Origin of the sequence: Gordonia sp. ALPHA1B1, assembly GCF_005502615.1 — a bacterium.
Classification (GTDB): domain Bacteria; phylum Actinomycetota; class Actinomycetes; order Mycobacteriales; family Mycobacteriaceae; genus Gordonia; species Gordonia hongkongensis.
Genome location: NZ_SCOC01000005.1, coordinates 43,358 through 70,353, shown reverse-complemented (window position 1 = coordinate 70,353; position 26,996 = coordinate 43,358). Strand labels below are relative to the sequence as shown.

The following is a 26,996-nucleotide window of genomic DNA, read 5'->3' as shown; positions in this document are numbered from 1 at the left end:
ATGCCCGTGCCAAGCCGACCGCCCGTGAAGGCGCCTGTCTACCTCGACCACGCCGCTTCGACGCAGATGCTGCCCGAAGCCGTCGAGGCGATGACGGCCGTCTTCGCGCAGCCGGGTAACGCCTCGTCGCTGCACGGATCCGGTCGCACCGCACGTCGTCGGCTCGAGGAGGCGCGCGAGGCCATCGCCGCGGCGGTCGGCGCCCGGCCCTCCGAGGTCGTCTTCACCGGCGGCGGCACCGAGGCCGACAACCTGGCGGTCAAGGGGATCTACTGGGCACAGCAGAACGCCGACCCCCGCCGTCGCCGGATCATCACCTCGGCGATCGAACATCACGCCGTCCTCGACCCCGCGCAGTGGCTGGCCGAGCAGGCCGGCGCCGAGCTCGTCCTGCTCCCGGTCGACGCCGACGGTGTCGTCTCGCCCGCCGACCTGCGCGCGGAGCTCGAGGAGCACGCTGCCGAGACCGCTCTCATCTCGCTGATGTGGGCCAACAACGAGGTCGGCACGATCCAACCGATCGCCGAGCTCGCCGCGGTCGGGTCCGAATTCGGCGTCCCGGTGCATTCCGACGCGATCCAGGCCGTCGGCCATCTGCCGGTCGATTTCGCCGCGAGCGGCCTCTCGGCGCTCAGCCTGACCGCCCACAAGTTCGGCGGCCCGCAGGGCGTCGGGGCCCTGCTGCTCGGTCGGGACGTCGGATGCGTGCCGCTGCTGCACGGCGGCGGCCACGAACGCGACGTGCGCTCGGGAACGCAGGACGTCGCCGGTGCGGCCGGGATGGCCGCGGCACTGTCGTGTTGCGTCGAGCACCTCGACGAGAACACCGCGCACGTCCGCGCCCTGCAGACCCGGCTGACCGACGTCCTCCTCGGCGTCGACGGAACGGTGCGCAACGGTGCCGACGGCGATCGTCGCCTCCCGGGGAACGTGCACGTGTCGTTCGCCGGTTGCGAGGGTGACTCGCTGCTCATGCTTCTCGACGCCAAGGGCGTCGAGTGTTCCACCGGATCGGCCTGCACCGCCGGGGTCGCCCAGGCCAGCCATGTCCTCCTGGCGATGGGTCTGGACATGGCCGACGCGCGGTCGTCGCTGCGGTTCTCCCTCGGCCACACCACCACCGAGGCCGACATCGACGCGGTCGCCGCGGTCATCGACGAGGTCGTCGACCGGGCGCGGGCGGCCGGCCTGGTCTCGGTCCCCGGCGGAAGGATCTCCTGATGCGCGTACTGGCAGCGATGAGCGGCGGCGTCGACTCGGCGGTCGCCGCGGCCCGGGCGGTCGAGGCCGGTCACGAGGTGGTCGGAGTTCATCTGGCATTGTCGACGGCTCCGGGTGCGCTGCGCACCGGCTCGCGTGGATGCTGCTCGCGCGAGGACGCCTCCGACGCCCGCCGGGCCGCCGATGTCCTCGGAATCCCGTTCTACGTCTGGGATTTCGCCGACCGGTTCAAGGACGATGTGATCGACGAGTTCGTCGAGGCCTACGCGGCCGGACGCACCCCGAACCCGTGCCTTACATGCAACGAGAAGATCAAGTTCGCGGCCCTCGCCGACAAGGCGATGGCGCTCGGCTTCGACGCGCTGGCCACCGGTCACTACGCGCAGCTGACCGACGGCGAGTTACGACGAGCGGTCGACGCCGACAAGGACCAGTCGTATGTGCTGGCCGTGCTGACGCGTGATCAGTTGTCGCGGGCGATGTTCCCGATCGGTGACACCCCGAAGTCCGAGATCCGGGCCGAGGCGGCCCGGCGCGGCCTGGCCGTCGCGGACAAGCCGGACTCCCACGACATCTGCTTCATCCCGAGCGGAGACACCCGCGCGTTCCTCGGAGCCCGCATCGGTGTCCGGCCGGGCGCGATCGTGGACGCGACGTCGGGCGAGCGCCTCGCCGAGCACGACGGGGTCCACGGCTTCACCATCGGGCAGCGCAAGGGCCTGGGGGTCGAGGCGCCGGCCGCCGACGGCAAGCCCCGCTATGTCACCGAGATCGACCCGGATTCGGGAACGGTGACGGTCGGGACGGCAGCCGATCTGCAGGTCTGGGGCATCACCGCGACGCGTGCGGTGTGGACCTCCGGGGTCACTCCGGACGAGCCCTTCGACGCGATGGTGCAGGTCCGAGCCCACGGCGGGCTCGCGCCGGTGCGCGCGACCGCCACCACGATCGACGGTGAACCCGGTATCGACATCGCGCTGCAGGAGCCGCTCACCGGCGTCGCCCGCGGTCAGGCCGCGGTGCTGTACCTGCCCGATGCCCGACGCGGCGACCAGGTCGTCGGGTGCGGACGCATCGCCACCACCTCGTCGCAGCCGACCGTCGTCGCGTCTCGGTGACCGGAGCGGCACTGCCCACCGGATTGGGCACCGGCGTGGGGTCGATGCCCGGCACCGACGCACGTGCCGCCGCCGCGGTGGTGAACGGCGAACTCGATCTCGCCCACCTCGTCGAACTGCCCGCGCGAGGTATCGGTGCGGATCTGATCGGCCGGATGGCGGCGATCCTCGTCGACCTGCCGATGGACACCGCGACATGGGGTTACCGGCTGGCGCAACGCCACTCCCGTCTGGCCCGACGCGCCGCGGACCTGCTTGCCGAGGACCTCGACGTCGTCGAGGAGCTGTGGGAGACAGCGGGTTTCATCGGTACCGGCCGCGCCTTCAAGGTGCAGGTGGCCGGTCCGTTCACCACCTCGGCATCTGTCGAGCTGACGAACGGGCAACGAGTCCTGAAAGACCACGGTGCCGTCCGCGACATCGTCGAGTCGACGGCGGAGGGTGTGCGCGAGCACGTCGCCGAGGTGGAACGCCGGCTCGGTGCGCGCGTGGTGGTCCAGCTCGACGAGCCGATGGTCGGCCAGGTCATCGACGGCACGGTGAAGCCGCTGACCCGCTTCGACCCCATCCGGGCGATACCGGCGGTCGAGGTGGCTCGCGCACTCACCGAACTCGTCGACCACGTCGGCGTCCCGGTGGTCTTGCACGATTGCGGCACACCGCGGTGGGATCTCCTCGAACATCTTCCCGGGGTTGCGTATTCGATCGACATCACCACACCGTCGGCGACCGATCTCGACGGGATCGGGATGCTCGTCGACCGCGGCGGCGTCCTGCTCGCGGGTCGTGTGCCGTCGACCGCGCCCGATCGTCCGCTGGCCGCCGAACACGTGGCGACCGAACTCGCCGCGCTGACCGACCGCATCGGGCTGGACCGCAAAGTGTTGTCGGACAACGTGATCGTGACGCCGACCTGTGGTCTGGCCGGGGCATCGACGAAGTGGGCCAAGACGGCGCTGGCGATCACCGCGGAGGCCGGTCAGCTGCTCGGCAGCGATCCCTCCGCGCTCTGAAAACCCCTGCGGGTCCGACGTCGCGGACCTATTCTCGTCGGTATGCCGCACCCGATCATGTTCGACGACGCGGATCCCTATCTGGGCCGCATACGGGAGATCGCGCTCGCGCTGCCCGACGCAACCGAGGTCGTCGCGCACGGTCGCCCGACCTTTCGCTGCGGCAAGATGTTCGGCAACTACGGCGGTGGCGTCAAGGGCAGCAAGGTGCGTCACGATCAATCGATCCTGGTCCTCGCCGACGACTCCGAGCGGCCCGCGCTGCTGGACGATCCGCGGTTCTTCCTGCCCGCCTACCTCGGGCCGGCCGGCTGGGTGGGGCTGATCCTCGACGCCGAGACCGACTGGGACGAGGTCGCCGAACTCCTCGACACGAGTTACCGCCAGATCGCACCCAAACGGTCGGTGGCGAAGCTCGGTCCGTTGTGATCGTCGGCGCGGAAACTCCCGCGGTCCCGTCTCCGTCCCGCTGATCGGATCCGATCAGCGGGAGGGAAGCAGTACCGCGCGAATGAGGCATCGGTTGACGAGCTGGGTCTGTCCCACCACTCCGATACCCTCGGAACGTGGCAGATACAACGGAGTCGGGTCAGCCGGTCACCGAGCAGTCGGGGCCGGAGGCGGACCTGCGTGAGGAGTGGACCGCGCTCGCCGAGGAGATCCGCGAGCACCAGTTCCGCTACTACGTGAAGGACGCGCCGGTCATCACCGACGGCGAGTTCGATCTGCTCCTCCGACGCCTGCAGGCGCTCGAGGACGCGCACCCCGAACTCGCGGCCGCCGACTCACCCACCAAGCTCGTCGGGGGTGGCTTCTCCACGGCGTTCTCCGCAGTGGACCACCTCGAGCGAATGATGTCGCTGGACAACGTCTTCGACCACGACGAGATGCGCGCCTGGGTCGACCGCGTGGTCGCCGACGCCGGCGCCCGGGCCGACTTCCTCTGCGAGCTCAAGATCGACGGCGTGGCCCTGGCGCTGGTCTACCGGAACGGGGTTCTCGAGCGAGGTGTCACCCGTGGCGACGGACGCACCGGTGAGGACGTCTCACTGAACGCGCGCACCATCGACGACATCCCGATGCGCCTGACCGAGTCCCCGGAGTACCCGATTCCCGAGGTCCTCGAGGTGCGTGGCGAGGTCTTCTTCCGGGTGGAGGACTTCGAGGCGCTCAACGCCTCGCTCGTGGCGGAGGGCAAGCCGCCGTTCGCGAACCCGCGCAACTCGGCCGCCGGCTCGCTGCGGCAGAAGAATCCGCAGGTCACGGCCCGTCGCAAGCTGCGGATGATCTGTCACGGGATCGGGCACACCGAGGGTTGGCGACCGGAGTCGTTGCACGACGCCTACCTGGCGCTCGGGGCCTGGGGTCTGCCGGTGTCGACCCACACCACCAAGGTGTCCGGCGCCGACGAGATCATCGACAAGATCGCCTACTGGGGCGAACACCGTCACGACGTCGAGCACGAGATCGACGGCATCGTGGTCAAGGTCGACGACGTCACCGTGCAGCGTCGCCTCGGTTCCACCTCGCGGGCGCCGCGGTGGGCGATCGCCTACAAGTACCCGCCCGAGGAGGCCACCACCAAGCTCTCCGACATCCAGGTCAACGTCGGACGCACGGGCCGGGTCACACCCTTCGCAGTCCTCGAACCCGTGCTGGTCGCCGGGTCCACGGTCTCGCGCGCGACCCTGCACAACGGTTCGGAGGTCAAGCGCAAGGGCGTGCTGATCGGGGACACCGTCACGATCCGCAAGGCCGGCGACGTGATTCCCGAGGTCCTCGGGCCCGTCGTCGATCTCCGCGACGGCACCGAGGTGGAGTTCGAGATGCCCGAACTGTGCCCGGCCTGCGAGACGCCGCTGCGTCCCGAAAAGGAGAGCGACGCCGACCTCCGCTGTCCGAACCAGGAGAGTTGTCCGGCCCAGTTGCGCGAGCGGCTCTTCCACCTGGCCGGTCGGGGTTCCTTCGACATCGAGGCGCTCGGCTACGAGGCCGCGTCGGCCCTGCTGTCGGCGGGGGTGCTCACCAACGAGGGTGACCTCTTCTCGCTGACGGCCGAGGACCTGATCCGCACGGATCTGTTCACCACCAAGGCGGGGGCGCTCTCGGCCAACGGCAAGCGGTTGCTGGCGAACCTCGACAAAGCCAAGGACGTGGCGCTGTGGCGCGTGCTGGTCGGGCTGTCGATCCGCCATGTCGGGCCCACCGCCGCCCGCGCCCTCGCCACCGAATTCGGTTCCCTCGAGGCCATCGAGGCCGCCGACATCGACCAGCTCGCCGGCGTAGAGGGGTTGGGAATGACCCTCGCCCAGTCGATCCACGACTGGTTCACCGTCGACTGGCATCGAGACATCGTCGAGAAGTGGCGCGCCGCAGGCGTTTCCATGGAAGACGAGCGCGACGAGTCGATCCCGCGGACCCTCGAGGGCAAGACGATCGTCGTGACGGGTTCGCTGGTGGACTTCTCCCGTGACGGGGCCAAGGAGGCGATCCTGCAACGCGGCGGCAAGGCGTCGGGTTCGGTGTCGAAGAAGACCGACTACGTGGTGGTGGGGGATTCGCCGGGCACCAAGGCCGACAAGGCCGAACAGCTCGGCGTGCCGGTGCTCGACGAGGACGCGTTCAAGAAGTTGCTGGAGACCGGCAGCCCCGAGTGACCGTCGATCAGCCCAGAGCGGACTCGAACGCGCGGAAGGCACGCTGGTCGAAAAGGACGAAACGGACCTCCTCGATCGAGGTCTCCGGCAGCGTGGCACGCACCGTGTCGACCGCCTTGCGGGCGCCGTCGTCCATCGGCCAGCCGTACACGCCGGTCGAGATCGCCGGGAAGGCGATGGTGGTGGCACCGAGTTCGGTTGCGAGGCGCAGGGACTCGCGGTAGCAGGAGACGAGCAGGGATGTACGGTCCTCGTCGTAGGAGTGCACCGGTCCGACCGTGTGGATGACCCAACGTGCGTCGAGGTCTCCCGCGGTGGTGGCCACGGCCTCGCCGACGGGTAGTCCACGTTCGTAGGTGCCCGCCCGCAGCTCCTTGCACTCGGCGAGGATCGCCGGGCCGCCCCGCCGGTGGATCGCGCCGTCGACACCGCCGCCGCCCAGCAGTGTGGAGTTCGCGGCATTCACGATCGCGTCGACCGACTGTGTCGTGATGTCGCCCTGTATCAACGTGATGGACGTCATCAGACCATGATGCCTCCGGATCGACCGGCGGTGGCTAACTCTCGGCGCGCAGCACGGTACTGACGATCCCGGCGAGATAACCGAGTCGGGCGACCTCCGACGGCCGGAAGTCCGGTCCGCCGATGCGTCCGAGCAGGATCGCCTTCGACTCCGAGCCCAGGGGAGCCGCCGCGAGACGGGTGTCCATGTCCTGCCAGGCACCGGGCACCCAGTCGCCGTCGGCGTCCAGCTCGACGGCTCTCTCGAGCGGTAGCCAATCCGCCCTGGTGAGCGGGGTCTCCGGGGCGCCGGACGAGCTGAACAGCTGCAGCACGCCGCCGCTGGCGGGTGTGACCACCATCGCCCAGGAGACGCGCAGGACGCGGGGCGCGTTGTCCACCAGGATCTGCAACCGGTCACGTCCGGCAGTGGCCACCTGATCGACCAACTCGAGTTCACGATGGGTGTCCAGCACGCCCGAGTAGGGGCGGATCGAGTCGACACGGACGCCGTTGACCTTCTCGGCCGCGGTGATCAGGCTGTCGGGCAGCGCCCCGGGCGCCACCTCGACGACGAGGTCGTCCACGGCGTAACCGTTGCCGCGCTCGACGACCTCGAGGGACAGGATGTCTGCGCCGACCGAGCCGAGCTGCACGGCGAGCACGCCGAGGCTGCCCGGCCGGTCTTCGAGATAGACCCGCAACAGGTAGGACACGTGCGACATTCTCGCACCCACGCGCGGGCGGCGCGCAGTGCACGGCTGCCAACCGGTGGCTGGGGGAAGCGGTCGTCGCGGGTTCCCATAGTCTGGAGACGTCGCCCAGACGCCGACACGACATCGGTCGACGACACGGCGGGGACGACGAGACCCGAACGAACAGTGATGGAAGGAAGGACGCTGCGGTGGCTGGCGAACCGAAGTCCATATCGCGCAACGAAGTCGCGCATCTGGCGCGTCTGTCGCGCCTGGCGTTGAGCGAGGACGAACTCGATGTCTACGCCGAGCAGCTGGACTCGATCCTGACCCACGTCGCGTCGGTGTCGGAAGTGGCCGCCGACGACGTGCCCGGCACGGCCCACCCGGCCGAACTGGCGAATGTGCTGCGCCCCGATGTCGTCGTCCCGGGGCTGACGACCGACGCCGCGCTGTCCGGTGCACCGGCCGTCGAGCAGGACCGTTTCGCGGTTCCGCAGATCCTGGGAGAAGAGCAGTGAGTCCCGATTCCAGCGCCGCCGCGCCGCGTCCCGACGGTGATCTGACCGGGTTGTCCGCCGCCGAACTCGCCACCCGGATCGGTGCCCGCGAGGTCAGCTCGGTAGAGGTCACCCAGGCCCACCTCGACCGCATCGCCGAGATCGACGACCAACTCGGCGCGTTCCTCCACGTCAGTGGCGCCGAAGCGCTGGTCGCCGCGAAGGCCGCCGACGACGCGATCGCCGCCGGGGACGCCCCGTCGGCCCTCGCGGGTGTACCGATCGCCCTCAAGGACGTCTTCACCACCACCGACGCACCCACCACGTGCGGCTCCAAGATCCTCGAGGGTTGGGTTCCGCCCTACGACGCCACGGTCACCGCACGCCTGCGCGCCGCGGGCATCCCGATCCTGGGCAAGACCAACATGGACGAGTTCGCGATGGGCAGCTCGACCGAGAACTCCGCCTACCAGCTCACCCGGAACCCGTGGGACCCCAGCAAGATCCCGGGTGGTTCGGGGGGTGGCAGCGCCGCCGCGCTGGCCTCGTACCAGGCCCCGCTGGCGATCGGTACCGACACCGGGGGCTCGATCCGGCAGCCGGCCGCGGTCACCGCGACGGTCGGCGTCAAGCCCACGTACGGCACGGTCTCGCGCTACGGGCTCGTGGCGTGCGCCTCGTCGCTCGACCAGGGCGGCCCGTGTGGCCGTACCGTCCTCGACACCGCGATGCTGCACGAGATCATCGCCGGGCACGACCCGCGGGACTCGACCTCGATCGATGTGCCGGTGCCCGACGTCGTCTCGGCCGCCCGCGAAGGGGCCGAGCGGGATCTCGCCGGCGTCCGGATCGGTGTCGTCACCGAACTGCAGGGCGAGGGTTACCAGTCCGGCGTGCTCGACTCCTTCCACCAGGCCGTCAAGCTCCTCGAGGAGCGCGGCGCCGAGGTGGTCGAGGTCAGCTGTCCGCACTTCACCTACGCGCTGGGCGCCTATTACCTCATCCTCCCGTCGGAGGTGTCATCGAACCTCGCGCGGTTCGACGCGATGCGCTACGGATTGCGGGTCGGCGACGACGGTTCGCATTCGGCCGATGAGGTCATGGCTCTGTCCCGGGAGCAGGGATTCGGTCCAGAGGTCAAGCGCCGCATCATGATCGGGACCTACGCGTTGTCCTCGGGCTACTACGACGCCTACTACGGTCAGGCGCAGAAGGTGCGCACCCTGATCGCGCGTGACTTCGCCACCGCCTTCGAGAAGGTCGATGTGCTCATCTCGCCGACCACGCCGACCACCGCGTTCCCGATCGGGGAGAAGGTCGACGACCCGCTCGCGATGTACCTGTTCGACCTGTGCACGCTGCCGGTGAACCTCGCCGGCATCGGATCGATGTCGGTGCCGTCGGGGCTGTCGGTCGACGACGGCATGCCTGTCGGGCTGCAGATCATGGCGCCCGCCCTCGCCGACGACCGGCTGTACCGCGTGGGCGCATCGTACGAAGCGGCTCGGGGGCCGATCGTCTGACGACCCGGGCGGCGTGCCGTCTTCGGTGCACGCCGCCGCGGGCCGTCAGTTCCGCATCGGCTGCGGCGGTCCGGACTGTTCCGACCCATACCGGTGGCCGACCCCGGCCGCACCGTCGAGTGCGCCGAGAAGGTCGATGCTCGTCTGTACGAAACTGACCACGGGTAGCCACGGCGCCGACGGGACCCGCGGACCGCGGATGTGGGTGTCCTCGGTGGCGCGGTGCGGCCTCCACAGTCCGGCGGGTGACCAGCGCACGACGGGGTCGCTGGAATTGGCGAGAACCGTTCGCGAGGTGCGGGAATCCGGAGCGACGGTGCCCGCCGGCGGCGCGACCAGCACGGTCTCGTCGAGCAGAGCGGGGCGCTCGTTCTCCAGCCATACCCGGGCGGCGTCGGCGCCCACGGCACCGAGACTCTGCCCGTAGAGGATCACCCGCGGACGTTCGCGGTCGGGAACACCGTCGAGGACGGTTGTCAGAGCCGACACCACCGCGATCGCCGAGTCCGCCGATCGGGAGCGGTCGGACACGAAGGCCTGCCACGACGGCACGTCGTCGTAGGGGAGTGTGAGAACCCGGACGTCGCCGGCGAACCGGCTCTGGAAACCGTCGACCGCCGCCGGGTCGAGCCATCCCGATCCGGTCGGCACCGCGACCACGACCGCCTGCGTCGACAGTCCGCCCGAACGCGTCCACGTCCGCACGAGTTGTACAGCGGCGCGGTCGAATCCATCGGTGCTCAGCTCCCCGCGGGCCAGGACGTCCGAATGCGTCGCCACCGTCGTCGACGACGCCGGCACCGGCTGTTCGTCGGCGCCGGCGTCGGCGGGTGCCAGCAGTCCCGCCGTGAGGGCAACTGCGCCGGCCGCGAGCAGAGCGCAGCTACGCGGGACGGCGACGATCGCCAGGACGAGGACGGCGGGCGGGATCGTGGCCGCCGCCACCCATCCGGGCCCGACGGGTGCGACATCGACCGCCGCACGGATGAGGTTCTGCCACCAGACCGCCACGCCGACCGTGCATCCGAGGATCACCAGGCAAGAGCCGAACACGACGCGCCGTGCCTGGTCGTCCGGCTGTCGCCGACTGCGCCGGGCGGCGATCATCCCGATGATCGCACCCAGCGCGCTCAATGCCGCGGTCACGATCGCGGTCGTCGTCGCGTCCCGGGGCAGGGTGCCCGGATAGACCGCGATGAGGTAACCGAGGGTCACCGCGACACTGATCGCGGGATGCGGCCACGATCGGAACGGGCCGTCACGCAGCCAACGGGCGTCTCGGTACTTCGTCATCGCCGCACCTCGCGCTCGTCGGGATCGACCAAGGCGCGCTCGACGGTCGTGTGGACCAAGGCCGACAACGACTCGCCCCGGGCCGGGGGACCGCCGTACTGGCGCCACGTGTTCCACGCCAACCCGATTCGAGCGCCGTGCGTGGCGGTCGTGCAGGCAACTGTCCGGCAGGAGGCGTACATCCGGTCGATCAGCATGCGGTCCAGCGCGATCCGGGCCCAGGCGCCGAGCGGTTTGCCGTTTCGCTGCGCCGCCCGCAACAGGTCGTAGCCGAGATCGTGGGTGCGGCACAGCGGGGTGAAGTGCGGTGGCAACGGAACCGGCGACGAGCAGTCCCCATCCGGGTCGATCGGGTATCCGTCGACGATCCGCGGGGAGTACCCCTGCGCCACGACGAAGGACGGCGGAAGGGACGTCAGTGCGGTGGCCGGGTGCGGTCCCACGAGGGCGACGACCACGGCCGCGTAGGGATTGGTCGCATCGGCCGCCGGCGCCGTCACCGCCGGGCTCGATGCTGCGAGGAGCGGGCCCGCGACGGCGTGTGCCGTCGAGATCCACTGGCCGGTGACGAGTACGGCCAGGGTGAGCATCGCCGCCCACCACCGCGACCGTCGTCGGCATGTAGTTGCGGAGAGATCGCGGTGCTGGTGTAAGACGTTGTCCGACGAAAACTTTCGGATGTTCTCTGATCCGGTCATGTCATCGACGCTATGAGTCCGGATCCGGCCGGCACATCGCTCCGCGGGACCGGCCGCGGTCGTCCCCAGGCCGGTTCGTCGACGCCGAAACGCTACGACGGTATCGGGTCGTCTCCCTCGGAAGTATGAGGTCTTCGAGCGGTCGGCGAGCCTAGGGTGAGGGCATGTTCGGATACCGCAAGAAGCTCCGCGCGGTGGGGGCGTCCTCACTCGAATGGGCCTCGACCGCCCCGGTGGCCCAGGACCCCGCGGTGCGCCACTACTTCTCGTCGCGACTCAACTGGTTCTTTCTGTTCGTCGCACTGGTCATGTACTCGGTTGCGTGGCCGACGCTGCCGATCACCCACTCGATGCCGGTGTTCGTGCTACCCGTGGTCGCTGCCTTCGCGGCCCTGCCGATCGCCCTCGCGTGGTCGGCCCCGTTGCTGGGGTGGGCGATCTCGGTGGTCTCCGCCCAACTCATCGGCATCGTCGTCCCGACCCGGGGCGGGTGGGAGCTGACGATCCAGGTCACCCACCTGATCGAACTGCTGGTCCTCACGTTCATGGCCTTCCTCAAGTGCCCGCTGCGATGGATTCCGGTGGTCTGGGTCTCGACGTCGATCGTCATCGCCTTCGCCGTGCAACCGACCGCGCGCGTCGGGTGGGTCTTCGGGATCTCGGTGCTCGCGGTCCTGGTCGCGTTGCTGCGCGGACTGATGGCTTCGCGACGGCAGTTGGCGGTGCGCACCGAGCAGACCGAGGCCGCCGAAGCCGAGGCGGCCGTACTCCAGGAGCGGGCGCGCATCGCCCGGGACCTGCACGATGTGGTCGCTCACCGGATGTCGATGGTGGTCGTGATGTCACAGACCGCCAGATATCGCCTGCCGGATGTGAGCCCTTCTGCCGCAGCGGAATTCGACGCCATCGCCGAGGCGGCACGTACGTCCCTCGACGAGGTCCGACAGTTGCTCGGGGTCCTGCGCGTCGAGGGTGCGGATGCTTCGGCGGCACCCAATCCCGGCCTGGCCGAACTCGATTCGCTGGTCACCGAGACACGCCGCGCGGGTGCCGAGGTCGTGCTGGACCTGGCCATCGACGCCGACGAGGTCGGTGAATCGGCCGCGCTGGTGATCTATCGGATCGTGCAGGAGTCGCTGGCCAATGCCACCCGGCATGCCCCCGGCGGGCGCGTGGCCGTCGAGGTGAGGCACGGGGACGATGAACTCGTCGACGTCGCCGTGGTCAACACGGCCGCGACCGGTGAACCATTGCAGATCGGCGGGAGCGGGGTGGGTATCCCCGGGATGATCGATCGCGCTCAGGCGGTGGGTGGTTCGCTGGTCGCCGCCCCCACATCGACCGGCGGGTTCGCGGTACGCGCTCGCATCCCGGCGACGCCGCGCCGGGACGTCGTCGTGCCCGAGTCGGTCGTGACCTCCACGGGTTCCGGTGAACCGTCGTCGCGACGACGGTAGCGTGACGGCGTGCCGATCACCGTAGTCATCGCAGATGACCAGGCCATGGTGCGTCAGGGCTTTTCGGCGCTGCTCGCCGCGCAACCCGACCTCTCGGTCCTCGGCGATGCCGCCGACGGGGTCGAGGCCGTCGAGGTGTGTCGTCGGGTGCGTCCCGACGTCGTGCTGATGGATGTGCGGATGCCGCGCAAGGACGGACTGTGGGCCGCGGAGCAGATACTCGCGTCGTCTGCCGAACCACCCACGCGCGTGTTGATGCTGACGACCTTCGACATCGACGACTACGTGTACGAGGCGCTGCGCATAGGGGCATCGGGATTCTTGCTGAAGGATGCGCCCGCCGATGAGCTGGTGCGAGCGGTCCGCGTCGTGGCCGCGGGTGAGGCGTTGCTGGCACCGTCGATCACACGGCGGCTGATCACCGAGGTCACCGCCAGGCGCCGGCGGCCGGCGCGGGATCAGAAGCTCGACACGCTCACCCCGCGGGAGCGCGAGGTGCTCGACCTGGTGGCCGACGGCAAGTCCAACGCCGAGATCGGCGCGGACCTGTTCGTGACCGAGCAGACGGTGAAGACCCATGTGAGCAGTCTCCTGAACAAACTCCGGCTCCGGGATCGGGCGCAGGCCGTCGTGTTCGCCTACGAGAACGGCATCAAGTGATTTCGCGACCAGCGCCGGGCTCGCCGGGGCACTAGATTGGGGTTGCTCGGGCAGGTTGACCGATGACGACAGGGAGGGTGGTCTCACCAGTGGCCAAGAGGTTCGGCATTCTGACGTCCGGGGGAGACTGCCCCGGACTGAACGCGGTCATTCGCGGCGCAGTGCTCAAGGGTGAGACCGTGTACGGCCACGAGTTCGTCGGCTTCCGGGACGGCTGGGCCGGACTGGTCTACGGCGACATCGTCGAATTGAACCGGTCGACGGTCCGCGGCCTGTCGAACCAGGGCGGCACCATTCTCGGCACGAGCCGGTTCGGTCCCTACTCCGAACCCGACGGCGGTCCCGAGAACATCAAGAAGGTGCTGAAGAACCTCGAGATCGACGGCGTGATCGCGATCGGCGGCGAGGGCACGGCGGCGGCGTCGAAGCGGCTGTTCGACGACGGCATCAACATCGTCGGGGTTCCCAAGACCATCGACAACGACATCGCCGCCACCGACTACACCTTCGGGTTCAACACCGCGGTGGAGATCGCGACCGAGGCCATCGACCGCCTCCGCACCACCGGCAACTCGCACAAACGGTGCATGGTCCTCGAGGTCATGGGTCGCCACGCGGGCTGGATCGCCCTGCACTCCGGGATCGCGGGCGGCGCCCACGTCATCCTGATCCCGGAGAACCCCGAGAGTCTCGACCAGATCTGTGCCTGGGTCACCAGCGTCAAGTCGCGCGGGCGTTCGCCGATGGTCGTCGTCGCCGAGGGATTCAAGCTCCCGGAGATGAAGGAGGCGTACTCCACCAAAGGCCTCGACGGTTTCAACCGTCCCCGACTCGGTGGTGTGGGGGAGGTGCTCGCCCCGCTCATCGAGGAGCGGACCGGGATCGAGACCCGGGCCACCATCCTCGGCCACATCCAGCGCGGCGGCGTGCCGTCGGCCTACGACCGGGTGCTCGCGACCCGCATGGGGATGGCGACCGCCGACCTCGTCGCCGAGAAGGGCTGGGGGCAGATGGTCGCGCTGCACGGCACCGAGATCGCACGCATCACCTTCGACGAGGCACTCGGTGAACTGAAGACGGTGCCGTTGGATCAGTACAAGGAGATCCGGGTCATCTTCGGGTGAGATCGCGGCCGCGCGTCAGACGACGGGCGACACCGCCGACGCAACCGGTTCGCGAGGGATGATGATCCAGAGCGCCAGGTAGATCAGCACCTGGGGGCCGGGAAAGAGGATCGACAGAACGAACAGGACGCGGATGAGCGTCGGATCCCACCCCCAGCGCTGGGCGATGCCGCCGCAGACGCCGCCCAGCCACGAGTTCGTGCGCGAGCGCATCAGGCGGGGGCCGGTGCCGGCGGGTTGTGGGGTGGTCATCTCGTCCTCCTGTGTGGATTGTGGTCCGGCGTCGTTCGCCGGTGACATCCACGCTAGGAGCGGGTCCGGCTCCTGGCATCGGTGATCACCCTGAACGTGCCCCTGGGATATCGCCGCATAAACTGGCCGCTATGACTTCCGCAGCCGTCGACCTGTTGGACTACGACGAGGTGCTTGCCGCATTCGATCCGGTGATGGGTCTCGAGGTGCACGTCGAGCTGGGCACCGCGACCAAGATGTTCTGCGGGTGCCCCACCGAGTTCGGCGCCGACCCGAACACCCAGGTGTGCCCGGTGTGCATCGGACTGCCGGGCTCGCTCCCGGTCGCCAACGCCAAGGCCATCGAGTCCGCGATCCGCATCGGCCTCGCGCTGAACTGCTCCATCCGGCCGTCGAGCGTCTTCGCGCGGAAGAACTACTTCTACCCGGATCAGCCGAAGAACTACCAGATCTCGCAGTACGACGAGCCGATCGCCTACGACGGTTTCCTCGACGTCGTGCTCGGCGACGGCACCACCTGGCGGGTCGAGATCGAGCGCGCCCACATGGAGGAGGACACCGGCAAGTCGCTGCACATCGGCGGCTCGACGGGTCGAATCCATGGGGCGAGTCATTCGCTGCTCGACTACAACCGCGCGGGCGTGCCGCTCGTCGAGATCGTGACGCGGCCCATCGAGGGCGCGGGGGAACGCGCGCCCGAGGTGGCCCGGGCGTACGTGTCGGCACTGCGTGATCTGCTCAAGTCGCTGGACGTGTCGGACGTGCGCATGGACCAGGGCTCGATGCGCTGCGATGTGAACCTGTCGCTGAAGACCAAGGACGCCACCGAGTTCGGTACGCGCACCGAGACCAAGAACGTCAACTCGCTCAAGAGCGTCGAGGTGGCGGTTCGCTACGAGATGCGCCGTCAGGCCGCCATCCTGAAGGCCGGAGGCGAGATCGTCCAGGAGACGCGGCACTTCCACGAGACCGACGGCACCACGTCGGCCGGGCGCCGCAAGGAGACCGCCGAGGACTACCGCTACTTCCCGGAGCCGGATCTGCCTCCGGTGCAGCCGGATTCGGCGTGGATCGAGGAGTTGCGGGCGAACCTGCCCGAGCTGCCGTGGCTACGTCGCGCCCGCATCCAGGAGGACTGGGGAGTCTCCGACGAGGTCATGCGTGACCTCGTCAACGTCGGCGCGGTCGATCTCATCATCGCCACCGTCGACGCCGGGGCAGCACCCGAGGCGGCGCGCGGCTGGTGGGTGTCCTTCCTTGCGCAGCAGGCCAATTCTCGCGGAGTCGAACTCGCCGACCTGTCCATCACGCCGGCGCAGGTCGCCGAGATCATCGGGCTGGTCGACGAGGGCAAGCTCACGACCAAGCTGGCGCAGCAGGTCGCTACCGCCGTCCTCGACGGTGAGGGTGAGCCCGCCCAGATCGTCGCCGACCGCGGCCTCGAGGTGGTTCGGGACGACTCCGCGCTCCAGAAGGCCGTCGACGACGCGCTGGCCGCCAACCCCGACATCGCCGACAAGATCCGCGGCGGGAAGGTCCAGGCCGCCGGCAAGATCGTCGGAGACGTCATGAAAGCGACTCGCGGACAAGCAGACCCGGCCCGCGTCAAGGAACTCGTCATCGCGGCCTGTTCCTGAGGCGGGCACAGCCCCTCTGCTCCCTGATCCGAAAGACGACATAACCATTGCTCCCTGAGGTGCGAGGAGCGCCAGCGACGAGCCACGAAGGGCGCGTCCCGGTCACGTCCGGTCGTTGCCACCGCCGGAGGGCAGGAAGCGGAACACGCGATCGTCGGTGGGCTTCGCTGAACCCACCTCCTTGTTGACGGTCGCCACCTGCAGCAGCCCATTGGGGAGCGCGGCCATCCGGCCGAGGGCACCGTACCGCCGGTCGAGCACGACAGCAGGAGCGGTGATCGTCGGCTCCTCGCGAGTGGGCTCGTTGATGGCCTCGATCCGTTGGGTGCGCGTCGTCGAGACGAAGATGCTGCCGCCGGCGACCCCGCAACCCGCGATCTGCGGCCGGTCCGGCCACGTCCACAGCACCTTGGGCCCGCCTTCTTCGAGCACCTGCACGCGATCCTCGGTGGCCGTCTGGTCGGCGACGTAGACCGTCCCCGTGGAAGCGTTGGGACACAACGCCACCGACGACCCGAAGCCGGATGCGAGGATCGCCGGCCGAGGGCCGTCGCCAGAGGTGAACGAGGTCACCAGCAGTACCTTGCCGGCGAGGGACGACGGATCGTCCGCGGCCGCGGGATTCCCCGCATTGCCGGTGGCGACGACGAGTTCGGTCGGCGACCGGAAGTACATCGCGCCCATGTTCCCGGTGGCGCCCTTGGGGATGCCGGTCAGGATCGGCTTGGGCACGTCTCCCGGTGCCAGGCGGACGATGCGGTTGTCCGACGGGGTCGTGATGTAGGCGTAGATCAACCGGTCCTGAGAATAGGTGGGGGAGTAGGCGAAATCGATCAGACCGCCGTCACCGGACGCATCGACCGGCGTCTCTCCCAGGGTCCGGGCAGGCCCGTAGCGTTTGGTTGTGATGATCTTGCCGGTCGTACGTTCGGCGACGACGGTGACCTCGCCCTGCTCGTCGCCGGGCATCACACCGCCGGTGGACGCGAGGCACGTCGCGATCACCGCGGGGTCGGGGTCGACGCACGGGCCGGTCGGTGGCGGTTGCGTCTCGCGCGGGGTCTCCGGCGGTGGCGTCGGTTCGGGCTGGCCGCTCGGCCGGTTGTTGGGGCTGAACGCACCCGCCTCGCGTTGATTGTCCTGGGCGCTGAAGTCCGCGCAGCCGCCGACCAGCACCACGACCGCCGTCAGCAACGTCACCAGCACTCGCCACCGGGCCCACACCCGGCGGTCCGCCGTCGCGGCTGAACTCGTCCGGGCAACGTCGCGCGTGCCCGTCGGGCGCCCCTTCCACATGCCGTCCACAGTAATGGTGCTCTGGGTGGCGGTGCCCCGAGCGTGGTGCCCCGACTCACCCCGTCGGGGTCCGGTGACCGCAGTCCGCGAGCCTCTAGAGTCGGGCGTGTGAGCGAACGCGACACGTCGGGCACCAGCGAGCGCGACACACCGGCGACGAGCCCCTACGACGAACCGACCGGACAGATCCCGGTCCCGGGCGGCGCGACCGGCGCACCCGGCACGGGACCCGGGGCGGGCAGTTCGAGTCCCGACGCCGGCCCGCCGACGCCACCCGCGGTGACCGACCGAGACGACTTTTACAACCGGCACGCCCGGCGGTCGCCGGCCCCCTACTCCCGGGTGGACGATCTCGACGACCTCGATCCCGGCGACGTCGAGACCCGTTCGGTCGCCGCTGGCCCGGCCGCGACTCCTCGGCCCGGCCCGGCGCCGACGCGACCGGTCGCGGCGACCTCACGGCCTCCCGCCGGAACGGGTGCACCGTCCGATGACGACTTCGAGACCGTACAGTTCGCCAAACAGCCCGGCCCCGCGCGCGTGCAGACCGCCGACGACGCGGTCACCACCCCGGAGCCCGCCCTGCCGCCGGTCGGCACCGCGCGCTACGACTTCGTCGATGACGACGACGATCTGATCTCCCGCGCCCGAGCGCACGACGCCGCGTCCGACACCGAAGTGCTCGACGACGAGCCGCGCGGTCGACGTCGGTTCGGGCGGCGCCGAACCGACGACGACACCGATGATCGGCGCGGTGCCGGGGCCGACGACGACCTCGAGGACGCGCTCGCGAAATCGCGGCGCGGCACCATCGACCTGGGTTTGCTGCTGTTGCGTGTTGCGCTCGGCGGCCTGGTCGGTGCGCACGGCCTGCAGAAGCTCTTCGGGTTGTGGAACGGTCCGCGGTTGAGCGGCTTCGAGTCCATGCTCGTCGACGCCGGCTTCACCGCCGACTACGCCCAGATCCTCGCCATCGTCGGTGCGCTGTCGGAGACGATCGGTGGACTGATGGTGATCCTCGGGCTGCTGACCCCGATCGGGGCGTCGGCGATCCTCGGCACCATGCTCGTCGCCGCGGCCTACAAGATGTCGATGGCTGATGGCTTCTCGTTCTTCGCCGCCGCCGGCGGGGTCGAGTTCGAGCTCTTCCTCGCGGTGGCCGCGGCGGTCGTCATCCTGACCGGCCCGGGTCTGTACTCACTCGACTATCCACGGGGTTGGGCGCGACGGCCGTTCGTCGGCTCGTTCCTCTGGCTCATCGTCGGCGTGGCGGCAGCCGTCGCGGTCTGGGTCCTGGCCAACGGGAGCAACCCGCTCATCTGAGTCGGCACCGACACCGAACGCGGGGGACGTATCGGAATCCGATACGTCCCCCGCACTCTGTGGTGAGGAGTCAGTCGACCTGACGCACCGCGCCGCGGTCGGCCGACGTCGCGAGCTTGGCGTACGCGCGGAGTGCGGTGGTCACCGTGCGCTGACGGTCCTTCGGCTGCCACGGCCGTTCGGAGGCCTCCATCTTGGCGCGGCGCTCGGCGAGCACCTCGTCGTCGACCAGGACCTCGAGGCGGCGGGTCTTGACGTCGATGAGGATCGGGTCGCCGTCCTCGACGAGTCCGATGGCACCACCCGACGCGGCTTCGGGGGACATGTGACCGACCGACAGGCCCGATGACCCGCCGGAGAACCGGCCGTCGGTGATGAGGGCGCACTTCTTGCCCATCCCGGTGCCCTTCATGAAGGCCGTCGGATGCAGCATCTCCTGCATGCCGGGGCCACCCGCGGGACCCTCGTACCGCACGACGAGGACCTCGCCGGCCTGGATGGTCTTGGAGAGGATGACCTGGACGGCGTCTTCCTGGCTCTCGACGACACGGGCCGGGCCCTCGAAGTGCCACAGGTCCTCGTCGATGCCCGCGGTCTTCAGGACAGCGCCGTCGGGGGCGAGGTTGCCGCGCAGCACGCACAGACCGCCTTCGACGGTGTAGGCGTGCTCGAGGTCGCGGATGCAACCGCCTGCGGCATCGGTGTCGAGCGAACTCCACCGGTTCGACGTCGAGAACGGAGTGGTGGTGCGGACGCCGCCCGGTGCGGCGTGGAAGAGTTCGACGGCCTCGTCGATAGCCTTGCCGCCGCGGATGTCCCAGTCGTCGAGCGCTTGGGCCATGGTCGGGGTGTGCACGGTCGACGCGGTGTCGTCGAGCAGGCCCGCGCGGCGCAGTTCCCCGAGGATCGCCGGGATTCCGCCGGCCCGGTGGACGTCCTCCATGTGGTAGTCCGAATTCGGCGAGACCTTCGACAGACACGGCACGTTGCGGCTGATCTCGTCGATGACCCCGAGGTCGAAATCGGCGACCTCTCCCTCCTGCGCGGCGGCGAGGATGTGCAGGACGGTGTTGGTCGAACCGCCCATCGCGACGTCGAGGGCCATCGCGTTCCGAAACGCGATCGGCGTGGCGATGTTCCGCGGCAGCACCGATGCGTCGTCGTCGCGATACCAACGTGTCGCCGCATCGACGACGACCGTGCCGGCGCGCGCGAACAGGGCGCGGCGGGCCTCGTGGGTGGCCAGCGTCGAGCCGTTGCCGGGCAGTGCCAGTCCGAGAGCCTCGGTGAGGCAGTTCATCGAATTGGCCGTGAACATGCCCGAGCACGAACCGCAAGTGGGGCACGCCGACCGCTCGACCTCGTCGAGTCCGGCGTCGTCGACGGCACTGTTCGCCGACGCCGAGATCGTGGTGATCAGGTCCGACGACGGATGTGCGACATCGCCGACGACGACTGCCTTGCCGGCTTCCATCGGCCCGCCGGAGACGAACACCGTCGGGATGTTCAGGCGCATCGCGGCGTTGAGCATGCCGGGAGTGATCTTGTCGCAGTTGGAGATACACACCAGCGCGTCCGCGGTGTGGGCGTTGACCATGTATTCGACCGAGTCGGCGATGATCTCGCGACTGGGCAGCGAGTAGAGCATGCCGCCGTGACCCATCGCGATGCCGTCGTCGACGGCGATGGTGTGGAACTCCCGCGGCACGCCACCGGCGGCCCGCACGGCCTCGGCCACGATGTCGCCGACGTCCTTCAGGTGCACATGCCCCGGCACGAACTGGGTGTAGGAGTTGGCGATGGCCACGATCGGCTTGCCGAAGTCGTCGTCGGTCATCCCGGTGGCGCGCCACAGGGAGCGGGCGCCGGCGGCTTCGCGGCCGACGGTGGTGGTACGTGACCTCAGAGCAGGCATGGGTTCCTCGAATCGATCGTGTGGCTCAGGCGGGCCCGGCGCGATCGGACGTGCGGTGACGGACCGGCGCCGGACTCTTCGGCTCAACACCGCGACCCCGGGTGTGTTCCCACGGGCTGTGGCCGGGGCGAACTGTGTTGACGGGCGCCGCCTCGCTGAGGGTGGGCGTGAGGGAGCACCGAGAAGCAGGCTACTCCGCTGTGACGATGGGTAACAAAACCATTCGGGCGTGCGGGCCGGGCCGCGCCGGTGCCGTCCTCGGTCGGGGTCAGATCCCCAGCACCGTCTTGGCGATCGAGAAGTAGAGGAGAAGGCCGGTGGCGTCGCAGAACGTCGAGATGAACGGCGTGAAGAACACCGCGGGATCGACGCGGATCGACTTCGCGATCAGCGGCATCACGCCGCCCACGGTCGCGGCAAGGGTGCACACCGACAGGATCGTCAGGCCGATCACCACACCGATCTCGAGGCCGTAGACGAGTGCGGCGACGGTGAACCCGGCGAGTCCGAGTAGCGCGCCCATGGTCAGTCCGACGCGGACCTCCTTGGCGGCGACGCGGGCGACGTCGCGCGGGGCGACCTCGTCGGTGGCGAGTGCGCGGGTCACGGTCGTCGCCGCCTGCGAACCGGTGTTCCCGCCGATCCCGGTGAGCAGCGGGATGAACAGTGCCAGCGCGACCCGCTGCTCGAGGGTGCCCTCGAAGATCTCCAGCACGTTGACGGTGAGGATCGCCGACACCGCGAGCACGAACAGCCACACGATCCGGGCGCGCGTGATCGACAGGATGGACGAGAACAGGTACGGGTCGCGGAGGGGTTCACGCGCGCCCGCACGGGCCTCGTCGGTGTCCCGGGCCTGCTCGACGACGTCGACGGCATCGTCGATCGTCAGGACGCCGACCAGGCGGCTGTCGCTGTCGACGACGGGCATGGCGAGGATTCCCCGGTCCACACACCTCTGTGCGGTGGCCTTGGCGTCATCCTCGGCATGAGCGAACATCGGCTTGTTCATCAGGTCGTGGACGGGTTCGGCCGGGTCGGCCAGGAGGAGGTCGCGCAGGCTGACCACACCGCACAGCGAGCGAGCGCCGTCGAGGACGGGCACCGTGTAGATCGTCTCCGCGGCGTGTCCGCGTTCTCGCACGCGGGCCAACGCGTCGCCGGCCGGTTCGTCCTCTCGGGCGTGGACGAACTCGGGACTCATCCGACGCCCCACCGAACCGCGCGGGTAGCCGAGAACCACCGCGGTCATGTCGCGTTCGGCCGGGGTTAACTGCTGGATCAGCGACTTGGCGACTCCCGCGGGCAACTCGTCCAGCAACTCGGCGCGATCGTCGGGGTCGAGGTGGTCGAAGGCGGCGGCCACGTCCGCGGTGCCCAGATCGTCGATGAGGCGGCGCTGCGAGCCGGCCGACAGATCGTCGAACACCTCCACCGCGAGGTCCTTGGCCAGCAGACGGAACGCGACGCCACGGGACTTGTGGGGGAGCCGGTCGAGCAGGGCGGCGATGTCGCCCGCGGGCATCGCGGACAGCGTCGTCCCGACGTCTGCGAGGCGACCTGCCGAGATCAGTTCGTCGAGTTCACCGGCGTCGAATGTTCGGGTGTGCTCCACGGCCGCACTCTATCGCCGGCAGGTGGAGGCCTCTGAGACCGAGCGGAGTCGGATCCGTGCCGGAAACGAGGAGACCGTGACTACTCGGCAGAGCGGGCCGCCTCGAAGGGGTCCGGAATGCGGCCACCACTGACGAGCGACAACGCGGGAAGATCACGGAAACCGATGGCGGGCAGACGAACTCGACTGCCATCCGTCAGGACCGCACGCACCGAACTCCACTTCGGGAACTGCAGTCCGGCGATGTCGGACCAGGCGATCTCGGTGGTCGAGAACATCCGCACCGAGGTGAGTCCGTTCTCGGTGACCACGGTCCGCAACCGGTGAATCCACAGCCAGACCAGGACCGGGACGATCAGGGCGAAGGCGAACCACGGGGAGGCGCCGACCAGGAGCACGACCACCAGAGCGGCCATCGGGACCGTGAAGTACGCGGTCCGGTTGATACGGAACGTCACCGGATAGTCGAATGCGACGTCGTCGTCGGCAGGGGTCGCGCTGGTCTTCGGGTCTACGGGGTCGGTGGAATCAGTCGGCACCGTTCCATTGTGCCAACCGGCCCCGAGGTCCCTCGCCGACGGGTTCGTCGCGCCGCACCGAAATCGAGGTGCGCAGACAACCGACTCGACCAGTGTTTTCCCAGATCGTGAGACAGCATGGTCCGGAGTTTGACTCGGAACCGAACACAGTCCTACCGTGAACCCGTGATGCAGAACGGGATCCTCGTAGTAATCGGCTGGCGCGTCTTCGCCTGACCGGTCACCTCGCAGACCCCCAACCGGCATCGACGCGCCACCCTCGAACAGCGGAAGCTGTCGGGGGTTTTTTCATGCCAGGTACTTCCATCACCGATATCGGAATCCACAACCAAGATGAGGATCGTGCAGTGAGCGCACCAACAGCACGCACCGACGCCGGCCGCAACGCGCCGACGCGCAACGCAGGACTGCGGCAGCAGTCTCCGGCGGCGGGCAACCTCCGTGCGGTAACCCAGCACACCGTTGCTCCCGAGCGTGTCAGCGGCGCCCAGTCAGTGGTTCGTTCCCTCGAGGAGCTCGGTGTCGAGGTCGTCTTCGGCATTCCGGGTGGCGCGGTCCTGCCGGTCTACGACCCGCTGTTGGACTCGCAGAAGGTCCGCCACGTCCTCGTCCGTCACGAGCAGGGCGCAGGTCACGCCGCGACCGGGTACGCCCAGGTCGCCGGACGCGCCGGCGTCATGATGGCCACGTCCGGTCCCGGTGCCACCAACCTGGTGACCCCGCTGGCCGACGCCCAGATGGACTCGGTGCCGGTCGTCGCGATCACCGGCCAGGTCGGTCGTGCGCTCATCGGCACCGATGCGTTCCAGGAAGCCGACATCTCGGGTATCACGATGCCCGTCACCAAGCACAACTTCCTGGTCAGCCGGGCGATCGACATCCCGAAGACCATCGCCGAGGCGTTCCACATCGCCGAGAGCGGTCGTCCCGGCGCGGTCCTGGTCGACATCCCCAAAGACATCTTGCAGGCGCAGACCACGTTCTCTTGGCCGCCGCAGATCGACCTCCCCGGTTACCGCCCGGTGACCAAGCCGCACGGCAAGCAGGTTCGCGAGGCGGCCCGCATGATCAACGCCGCGAAGTCGCCGGTGCTCTACGTCGGCGGCGGTGTCATCAAGGCGAACGCGTCGGCCGAGCTGCTGGAACTGGCCGAGCTGACCGGCATCCCGGTGGTCACCACGCTGATGGCACGCGGCGCGTTCCCCGACAGCCACCAGCTGCACCTGGGCATGCCCGGCATGCACGGCACGGTGGCGGCGGTCGCGGGCCTGCAGCGCAGCGATCTGCTGATCACCCTCGGAGCACGCTTCGACGACCGGGTCACCGGACAGTTGTCGTCGTTCGCGCCGAACGCCAAGGTCATCCATGCCGACATCGACCCCGCCGAGATCGGCAAGAACCGGCCCGTCGACGTGCCGATCGTCGGTGACTGCAAGGCGGTCATCGCCGAGCTCACCGAGGCGCTGCGCGAGGAGCGGGCGACCAGCGGCTCGACTCCCGACATCTCGCAGTGGTGGTCCTACCTCGACAACCTGCGTCGGACCTATCCGCTGAGCTACGACCGTCAGACCGACGGCTCGATGTCGCCGGAGTTCGTCATCCAGGCCCTCGGCAAGGCCGCCGGCCCGGACGCGGTGTACTGCGCAGGTGTCGGCCAGCACCAGATGTGGGCCGCACAGTTCATCTCCTACGAGAAGCCGCGCACCTGGCTCAACTCCGGTGGTCTGGGCACGATGGGCTACGCGGTGCCCGCCGCCATGGGCGCCAAGGCCGCCGACCCCGACGCCGAGGTCTGGGCGATCGACGGTGACGGCTGTTTCCAGATGACCAACCAGGAACTCGCCACCTGCGCGATCGAGGGCATCCCGATCAAGGTGGCGCTGATCAACAACGGCAACCTGGGCATGGTGCGTCAGTGGCAGACGCTGTTCTACGAAGAGCGTTACTCGAACACCGATCTGTCGACGCACTCGCGGATGATCCCGGACTTCGTCAAGCTCTCGGAGGCGCTGGGCTGCGTGGCTTTCCGCGTCGAGCGCGAGGAGGACGTCGACGAGGTGATCGCGAAGGCGCGGGAGATCAACGACCGCCCGGTGGTCATCGACTTCATCGTCGGCAAGGACGCCCAGGTGTGGCCGATGGTCGCCGCCGGTACCGGCAACGACGAGATCATGGCCGCCCGCGACATCCGGCCGCTGTTCGACGACGACGAGTCGGCGTCGGGTCCGGTGGAGATCCACCAGGCGATGGATGGCCATCAAACGGTCGACAACGCGCCGGCCGATCGCGCAAACCAGAAGGACGAGCAGTGAGCACCACCCATACCCTCAGTGTCCTGGTCGAAGACCGACCCGGCGTCCTCGCGCGGATCTCGGCGCTGTTCTCGCGGCGCGGATTCAACATCGAGTCACTCGCCGTGGGCCCCACCGAGCTCAAGGGCATCTCGCGGATGACCATCATGGTCTCGGTGGAGGACTTTCCCCTCGAGCAGGTCACCAAGCAGCTCAACAAGCTGATCAACGTGATCAAGATCGTCGAGCAGGACCCGGCGAGCTCGGTCTCGCGCGAGCTGATGATGGTCAAGGTGCGGTCGGATTCGACGGTGCGCACCGAGGTCATCGAGGTGGTGAACCTGTTCCGCGCCAAGGTGATCGACGTCTCGCCCGAGTCGCTGACGATCGAGGCCACCGGCACGTCGGAAAAACTCGAAGCACTTCTGCGGATGCTCGATCCGTATGGAATCCGGGAGATCGCGCAATCGGGCGCGGTGACCCTCGGTCGGGGACCGAAGAGCATGTCGGCCAACCGCTGACAGAGAATCCCGCTGTCCTCGCGCTCATCTGAGCATCGGCGAGGAGCGACAAGGGAATTACGAATCCCGACGGATTCCGAGAATCCGCCAGGGACACCACATATCGAAGGGAAACATAGTGGCCATCGAACTGTTCTACGACGACGACGCGGATCTGTCGATCATCCAGGGTCGCAAGGTCGCGGTGATCGGCTACGGCAGCCAGGGCCATGCGCATTCGCTGTCGCTGCGCGATTCCGGCGTCGACGTCGTGATCGGTCTGCGTGAGGGCTCCAAGTCGAAGGCCAAGGCCGAGGAGCAGGGCCTCAAGGTGCTCACCGCATCCGAGGCCGCCGCCTGGGCCGACGTCATCATGGTGCTGGCGCCCGACACCTCGCAGGCGAAGATCTTCACCGAGGACATCGAGCCGAACCTGCAGGACGGCAACGCGCTGTTCTTCGGCCACGGTCTCAACATCCACTTCGGCCTCATCAAGGCGCCGGAGAACGTGACCGTCGCGATGGTCGCCCCGAAGGGCCCCGGCCACCTCGTGCGCCGCCAGTTCGTCGACGGCAAGGGCGTTCCCGCGCTCATCGCCGTCCATCAGGACCCCAAGGGCGAGGGCCAGGCGCTTGCGCTGAGCTACGCCAGCGCCATCGGCGGTGGTCGTGCCGGAATCATCAAGACCACGTTCAAGGAAGAGACCGAGACCGACCTCTTCGGCGAGCAGGCGGTGCTGTGCGGCGGCACCGAGGAACTGGTCAAGACCGGCTTCGAGGTGATGGTCGAGGCGGGTTACGCCCCCGAGATGGCCTACTTCGAGGTGCTGCACGAGCTCAAGCTGATCGTCGACCTCATGTACGAGGGCGGAATCGCGCGCATGAACTACTCGGTCTCGGACACCGCCGAGTTCGGCGGTTACGTGTCGGGCCCGCGGGTCATCGACGCCGACACCAAGGAGCGCATGCGCGGCATCCTCACCGACATCCAGGACGGCACCTTCGTCAAGCGCCTCGTCGCCAACGTCGAGGGCGGCGACAAGGAGCTCGAGGGCCTGCGCAAGGAGAACGCCGAGCACCCGATCGAGGTCACCGGCAAGAAGCTGCGCGACCTGATGAGCTGGGTTGATCGTCCGATCACCGAGACCGCCTGAGTCGCAGCGGTATTG

24 protein-coding genes are annotated in these 26,996 nt (G+C 68.8%); 15 read left to right on the top strand and 9 right to left on the bottom strand.

The features are described 5' to 3' along the window. From FFS52_RS04770 to ligA, 5 genes are all read left to right on the top strand, one after another. The gene (locus FFS52_RS04770; protein WP_171011552.1) at positions 1–1,221 is read left to right on the top strand and encodes a cysteine desulfurase family protein; all 1,221 of its coding nucleotides are present in this window, start codon (positions 1–3) and stop codon (positions 1,219–1,221) included. After that, positions 1,221–2,339, top strand: a complete 1,119-nt coding sequence (mnmA, locus tag FFS52_RS04765; protein ID WP_058252159.1) for a tRNA 2-thiouridine(34) synthase MnmA — start codon at positions 1,221–1,223, stop codon at positions 2,337–2,339. Before FFS52_RS04770 ends, mnmA begins: the two co-directional genes overlap by 1 nt. After that, positions 2,336–3,352, top strand: a complete 1,017-nt coding sequence (locus FFS52_RS04760; RefSeq protein ID WP_137809059.1) for a vitamin-B12 independent methionine synthase — start codon at positions 2,336–2,338, stop codon at positions 3,350–3,352. The genes mnmA and FFS52_RS04760 overlap by 4 nt, the downstream gene beginning before the upstream one ends. Positions 3,353–3,394: 42 nt before the next feature. Beyond that, a complete protein-coding gene (locus FFS52_RS04755) occupies positions 3,395–3,781 on the top strand; it encodes an MmcQ/YjbR family DNA-binding protein (protein ID WP_065632683.1) in 387 nt (128 codons plus the stop codon). A gap of 137 nt (positions 3,782–3,918) precedes the next feature. Then, positions 3,919–6,009 carry an NAD-dependent DNA ligase LigA gene (ligA, locus tag FFS52_RS04750; RefSeq protein ID WP_065632684.1) on the top strand — a complete coding sequence of 697 codons (2,091 nt, stop codon included), beginning with the start codon at positions 3,919–3,921 and terminating at the stop codon, positions 6,007–6,009. 7 nt (positions 6,010–6,016) lie between these two features. Here ligA and FFS52_RS04745 read toward each other — a convergent pair whose 3' ends face one another. Then, a complete protein-coding gene (locus tag FFS52_RS04745) occupies positions 6,017–6,532 on the bottom strand; it encodes an O-acetyl-ADP-ribose deacetylase (RefSeq protein ID WP_065632685.1) in 516 nt (171 codons plus the stop codon). 34 nt (positions 6,533–6,566) lie between these two features. Beyond that, positions 6,567–7,235: an amino acid-binding protein gene (locus FFS52_RS04740; RefSeq protein WP_137809007.1), complete on the bottom strand. Its 669-nt coding sequence runs from the start codon at positions 7,233–7,235 to the stop codon at positions 6,567–6,569. A gap of 179 nt (positions 7,236–7,414) precedes the next feature. On the opposite strand from FFS52_RS04740, the gene gatC reads away from it, so the two are divergent. Together gatC and gatA are read left to right on the top strand one after the other, a co-directional pair. Continuing rightward, positions 7,415–7,726: an Asp-tRNA(Asn)/Glu-tRNA(Gln) amidotransferase subunit GatC gene (gatC, locus tag FFS52_RS04735; RefSeq protein ID WP_065632687.1), complete on the top strand. Its 312-nt coding sequence runs from the start codon at positions 7,415–7,417 to the stop codon at positions 7,724–7,726. Continuing rightward, entirely contained in the window at positions 7,723–9,228 is a 1,506-nt protein-coding gene (gene gatA / locus FFS52_RS04730; protein ID WP_137809006.1) for an Asp-tRNA(Asn)/Glu-tRNA(Gln) amidotransferase subunit GatA, read from the top strand. The genes gatC and gatA overlap by 4 nt, the downstream gene beginning before the upstream one ends. Before the next feature lie 45 nt (positions 9,229–9,273). On the opposite strand, the gene FFS52_RS04725 is transcribed toward gatA, so the two are convergent. Further along, entirely contained in the window at positions 9,274–10,521 is a 1,248-nt protein-coding gene (locus FFS52_RS04725) for an alpha/beta-hydrolase family protein (RefSeq protein ID WP_137809005.1), read from the bottom strand. Then, positions 10,518–11,219, bottom strand: a complete 702-nt coding sequence (locus FFS52_RS04720) for a hypothetical protein (protein WP_249356251.1) — start codon at positions 11,217–11,219, stop codon at positions 10,518–10,520. The genes FFS52_RS04725 and FFS52_RS04720 overlap by 4 nt, the downstream gene beginning before the upstream one ends. 164 nt (positions 11,220–11,383) lie before the next feature. On the opposite strand from FFS52_RS04720, the gene FFS52_RS04715 reads away from it, so the two are divergent. From FFS52_RS04715 to FFS52_RS04705, 3 genes are all read left to right on the top strand, one after another. Then, positions 11,384–12,676 carry a histidine kinase gene (locus FFS52_RS04715; RefSeq protein WP_137809004.1) on the top strand — a complete coding sequence of 431 codons (1,293 nt, stop codon included), beginning with the start codon at positions 11,384–11,386 and terminating at the stop codon, positions 12,674–12,676. A 9-nt stretch (positions 12,677–12,685) separates the two neighbouring features. After that, complete coding sequence (locus FFS52_RS04710) at positions 12,686–13,336, top strand: response regulator transcription factor (RefSeq protein ID WP_065632692.1); 651 nt, start codon at positions 12,686–12,688, stop codon at positions 13,334–13,336. A gap of 89 nt (positions 13,337–13,425) precedes the next feature. Further along, the gene (locus FFS52_RS04705; RefSeq protein WP_137809003.1) at positions 13,426–14,460 is read left to right on the top strand and encodes a 6-phosphofructokinase; all 1,035 of its coding nucleotides are present in this window, start codon (positions 13,426–13,428) and stop codon (positions 14,458–14,460) included. A gap of 15 nt (positions 14,461–14,475) precedes the next feature. On the opposite strand, the gene FFS52_RS04700 is transcribed toward FFS52_RS04705, so the two are convergent. Beyond that, a complete protein-coding gene (locus tag FFS52_RS04700) occupies positions 14,476–14,712 on the bottom strand; it encodes a PspC domain-containing protein (RefSeq protein ID WP_137809002.1) in 237 nt (78 codons plus the stop codon). A gap of 131 nt (positions 14,713–14,843) precedes the next feature. Between FFS52_RS04700 and gatB the strand changes: the two genes are divergently transcribed. Further along, positions 14,844–16,349 carry an Asp-tRNA(Asn)/Glu-tRNA(Gln) amidotransferase subunit GatB gene (gene gatB, locus FFS52_RS04695; RefSeq protein ID WP_065632694.1) on the top strand — a complete coding sequence of 502 codons (1,506 nt, stop codon included), beginning with the start codon at positions 14,844–14,846 and terminating at the stop codon, positions 16,347–16,349. A gap of 102 nt (positions 16,350–16,451) precedes the next feature. On the opposite strand, the gene FFS52_RS04690 is transcribed toward gatB, so the two are convergent. Next, entirely contained in the window at positions 16,452–17,555 is a 1,104-nt protein-coding gene (locus FFS52_RS04690) for a PQQ-dependent sugar dehydrogenase (RefSeq protein ID WP_137809058.1), read from the bottom strand. Positions 17,556–17,753: 198 nt separating this feature from the next. Between FFS52_RS04690 and FFS52_RS04685 the strand changes: the two genes are divergently transcribed. Further along, positions 17,754–18,968 carry a DoxX family protein gene (locus FFS52_RS04685; RefSeq protein WP_137809001.1) on the top strand — a complete coding sequence of 405 codons (1,215 nt, stop codon included), beginning with the start codon at positions 17,754–17,756 and terminating at the stop codon, positions 18,966–18,968. A gap of 70 nt (positions 18,969–19,038) precedes the next feature. Here the strand turns inward: FFS52_RS04685 and ilvD are convergent, their stop codons facing one another. The 3 genes from ilvD to FFS52_RS04670 all read right to left on the bottom strand — a co-directional run bounded on the left by ilvD (position 19,039) and on the right by FFS52_RS04670 (position 23,037). Further along, positions 19,039–20,883: a dihydroxy-acid dehydratase gene (gene ilvD, locus FFS52_RS04680; protein ID WP_137809000.1), complete on the bottom strand. Its 1,845-nt coding sequence runs from the start codon at positions 20,881–20,883 to the stop codon at positions 19,039–19,041. Positions 20,884–21,151: 268 nt separating this feature from the next. After that, positions 21,152–22,498, bottom strand: a complete 1,347-nt coding sequence (gene mgtE, locus FFS52_RS04675; RefSeq protein ID WP_137808999.1) for a magnesium transporter — start codon at positions 22,496–22,498, stop codon at positions 21,152–21,154. Between the two features lie 80 nt (positions 22,499–22,578). Next, positions 22,579–23,037 (bottom strand): PH domain-containing protein, encoded by a 459-nt coding sequence (locus FFS52_RS04670; protein ID WP_137808998.1) that lies wholly within the window; start codon positions 23,035–23,037, stop codon positions 22,579–22,581. A gap of 347 nt (positions 23,038–23,384) precedes the next feature. Here FFS52_RS04670 and FFS52_RS04665 point away from each other — a divergent pair, with 347 nt between their 5' ends. From FFS52_RS04665 to ilvC, 3 genes are all read left to right on the top strand, one after another. Further along, positions 23,385–25,349: an acetolactate synthase large subunit gene (locus FFS52_RS04665; protein WP_137808997.1), complete on the top strand. Its 1,965-nt coding sequence runs from the start codon at positions 23,385–23,387 to the stop codon at positions 25,347–25,349. Then, positions 25,346–25,849, top strand: coding sequence for an acetolactate synthase small subunit (ilvN, locus tag FFS52_RS04660; protein ID WP_058252141.1), 504 nt, complete (start codon positions 25,346–25,348; stop codon positions 25,847–25,849). The genes FFS52_RS04665 and ilvN overlap by 4 nt, the downstream gene beginning before the upstream one ends. A 118-nt stretch (positions 25,850–25,967) precedes the next feature. After that, positions 25,968–26,981, top strand: a complete 1,014-nt coding sequence (ilvC, locus tag FFS52_RS04655; RefSeq protein ID WP_137808996.1) for a ketol-acid reductoisomerase — start codon at positions 25,968–25,970, stop codon at positions 26,979–26,981. Positions 26,982–26,996 lie beyond the last annotated feature (15 nt).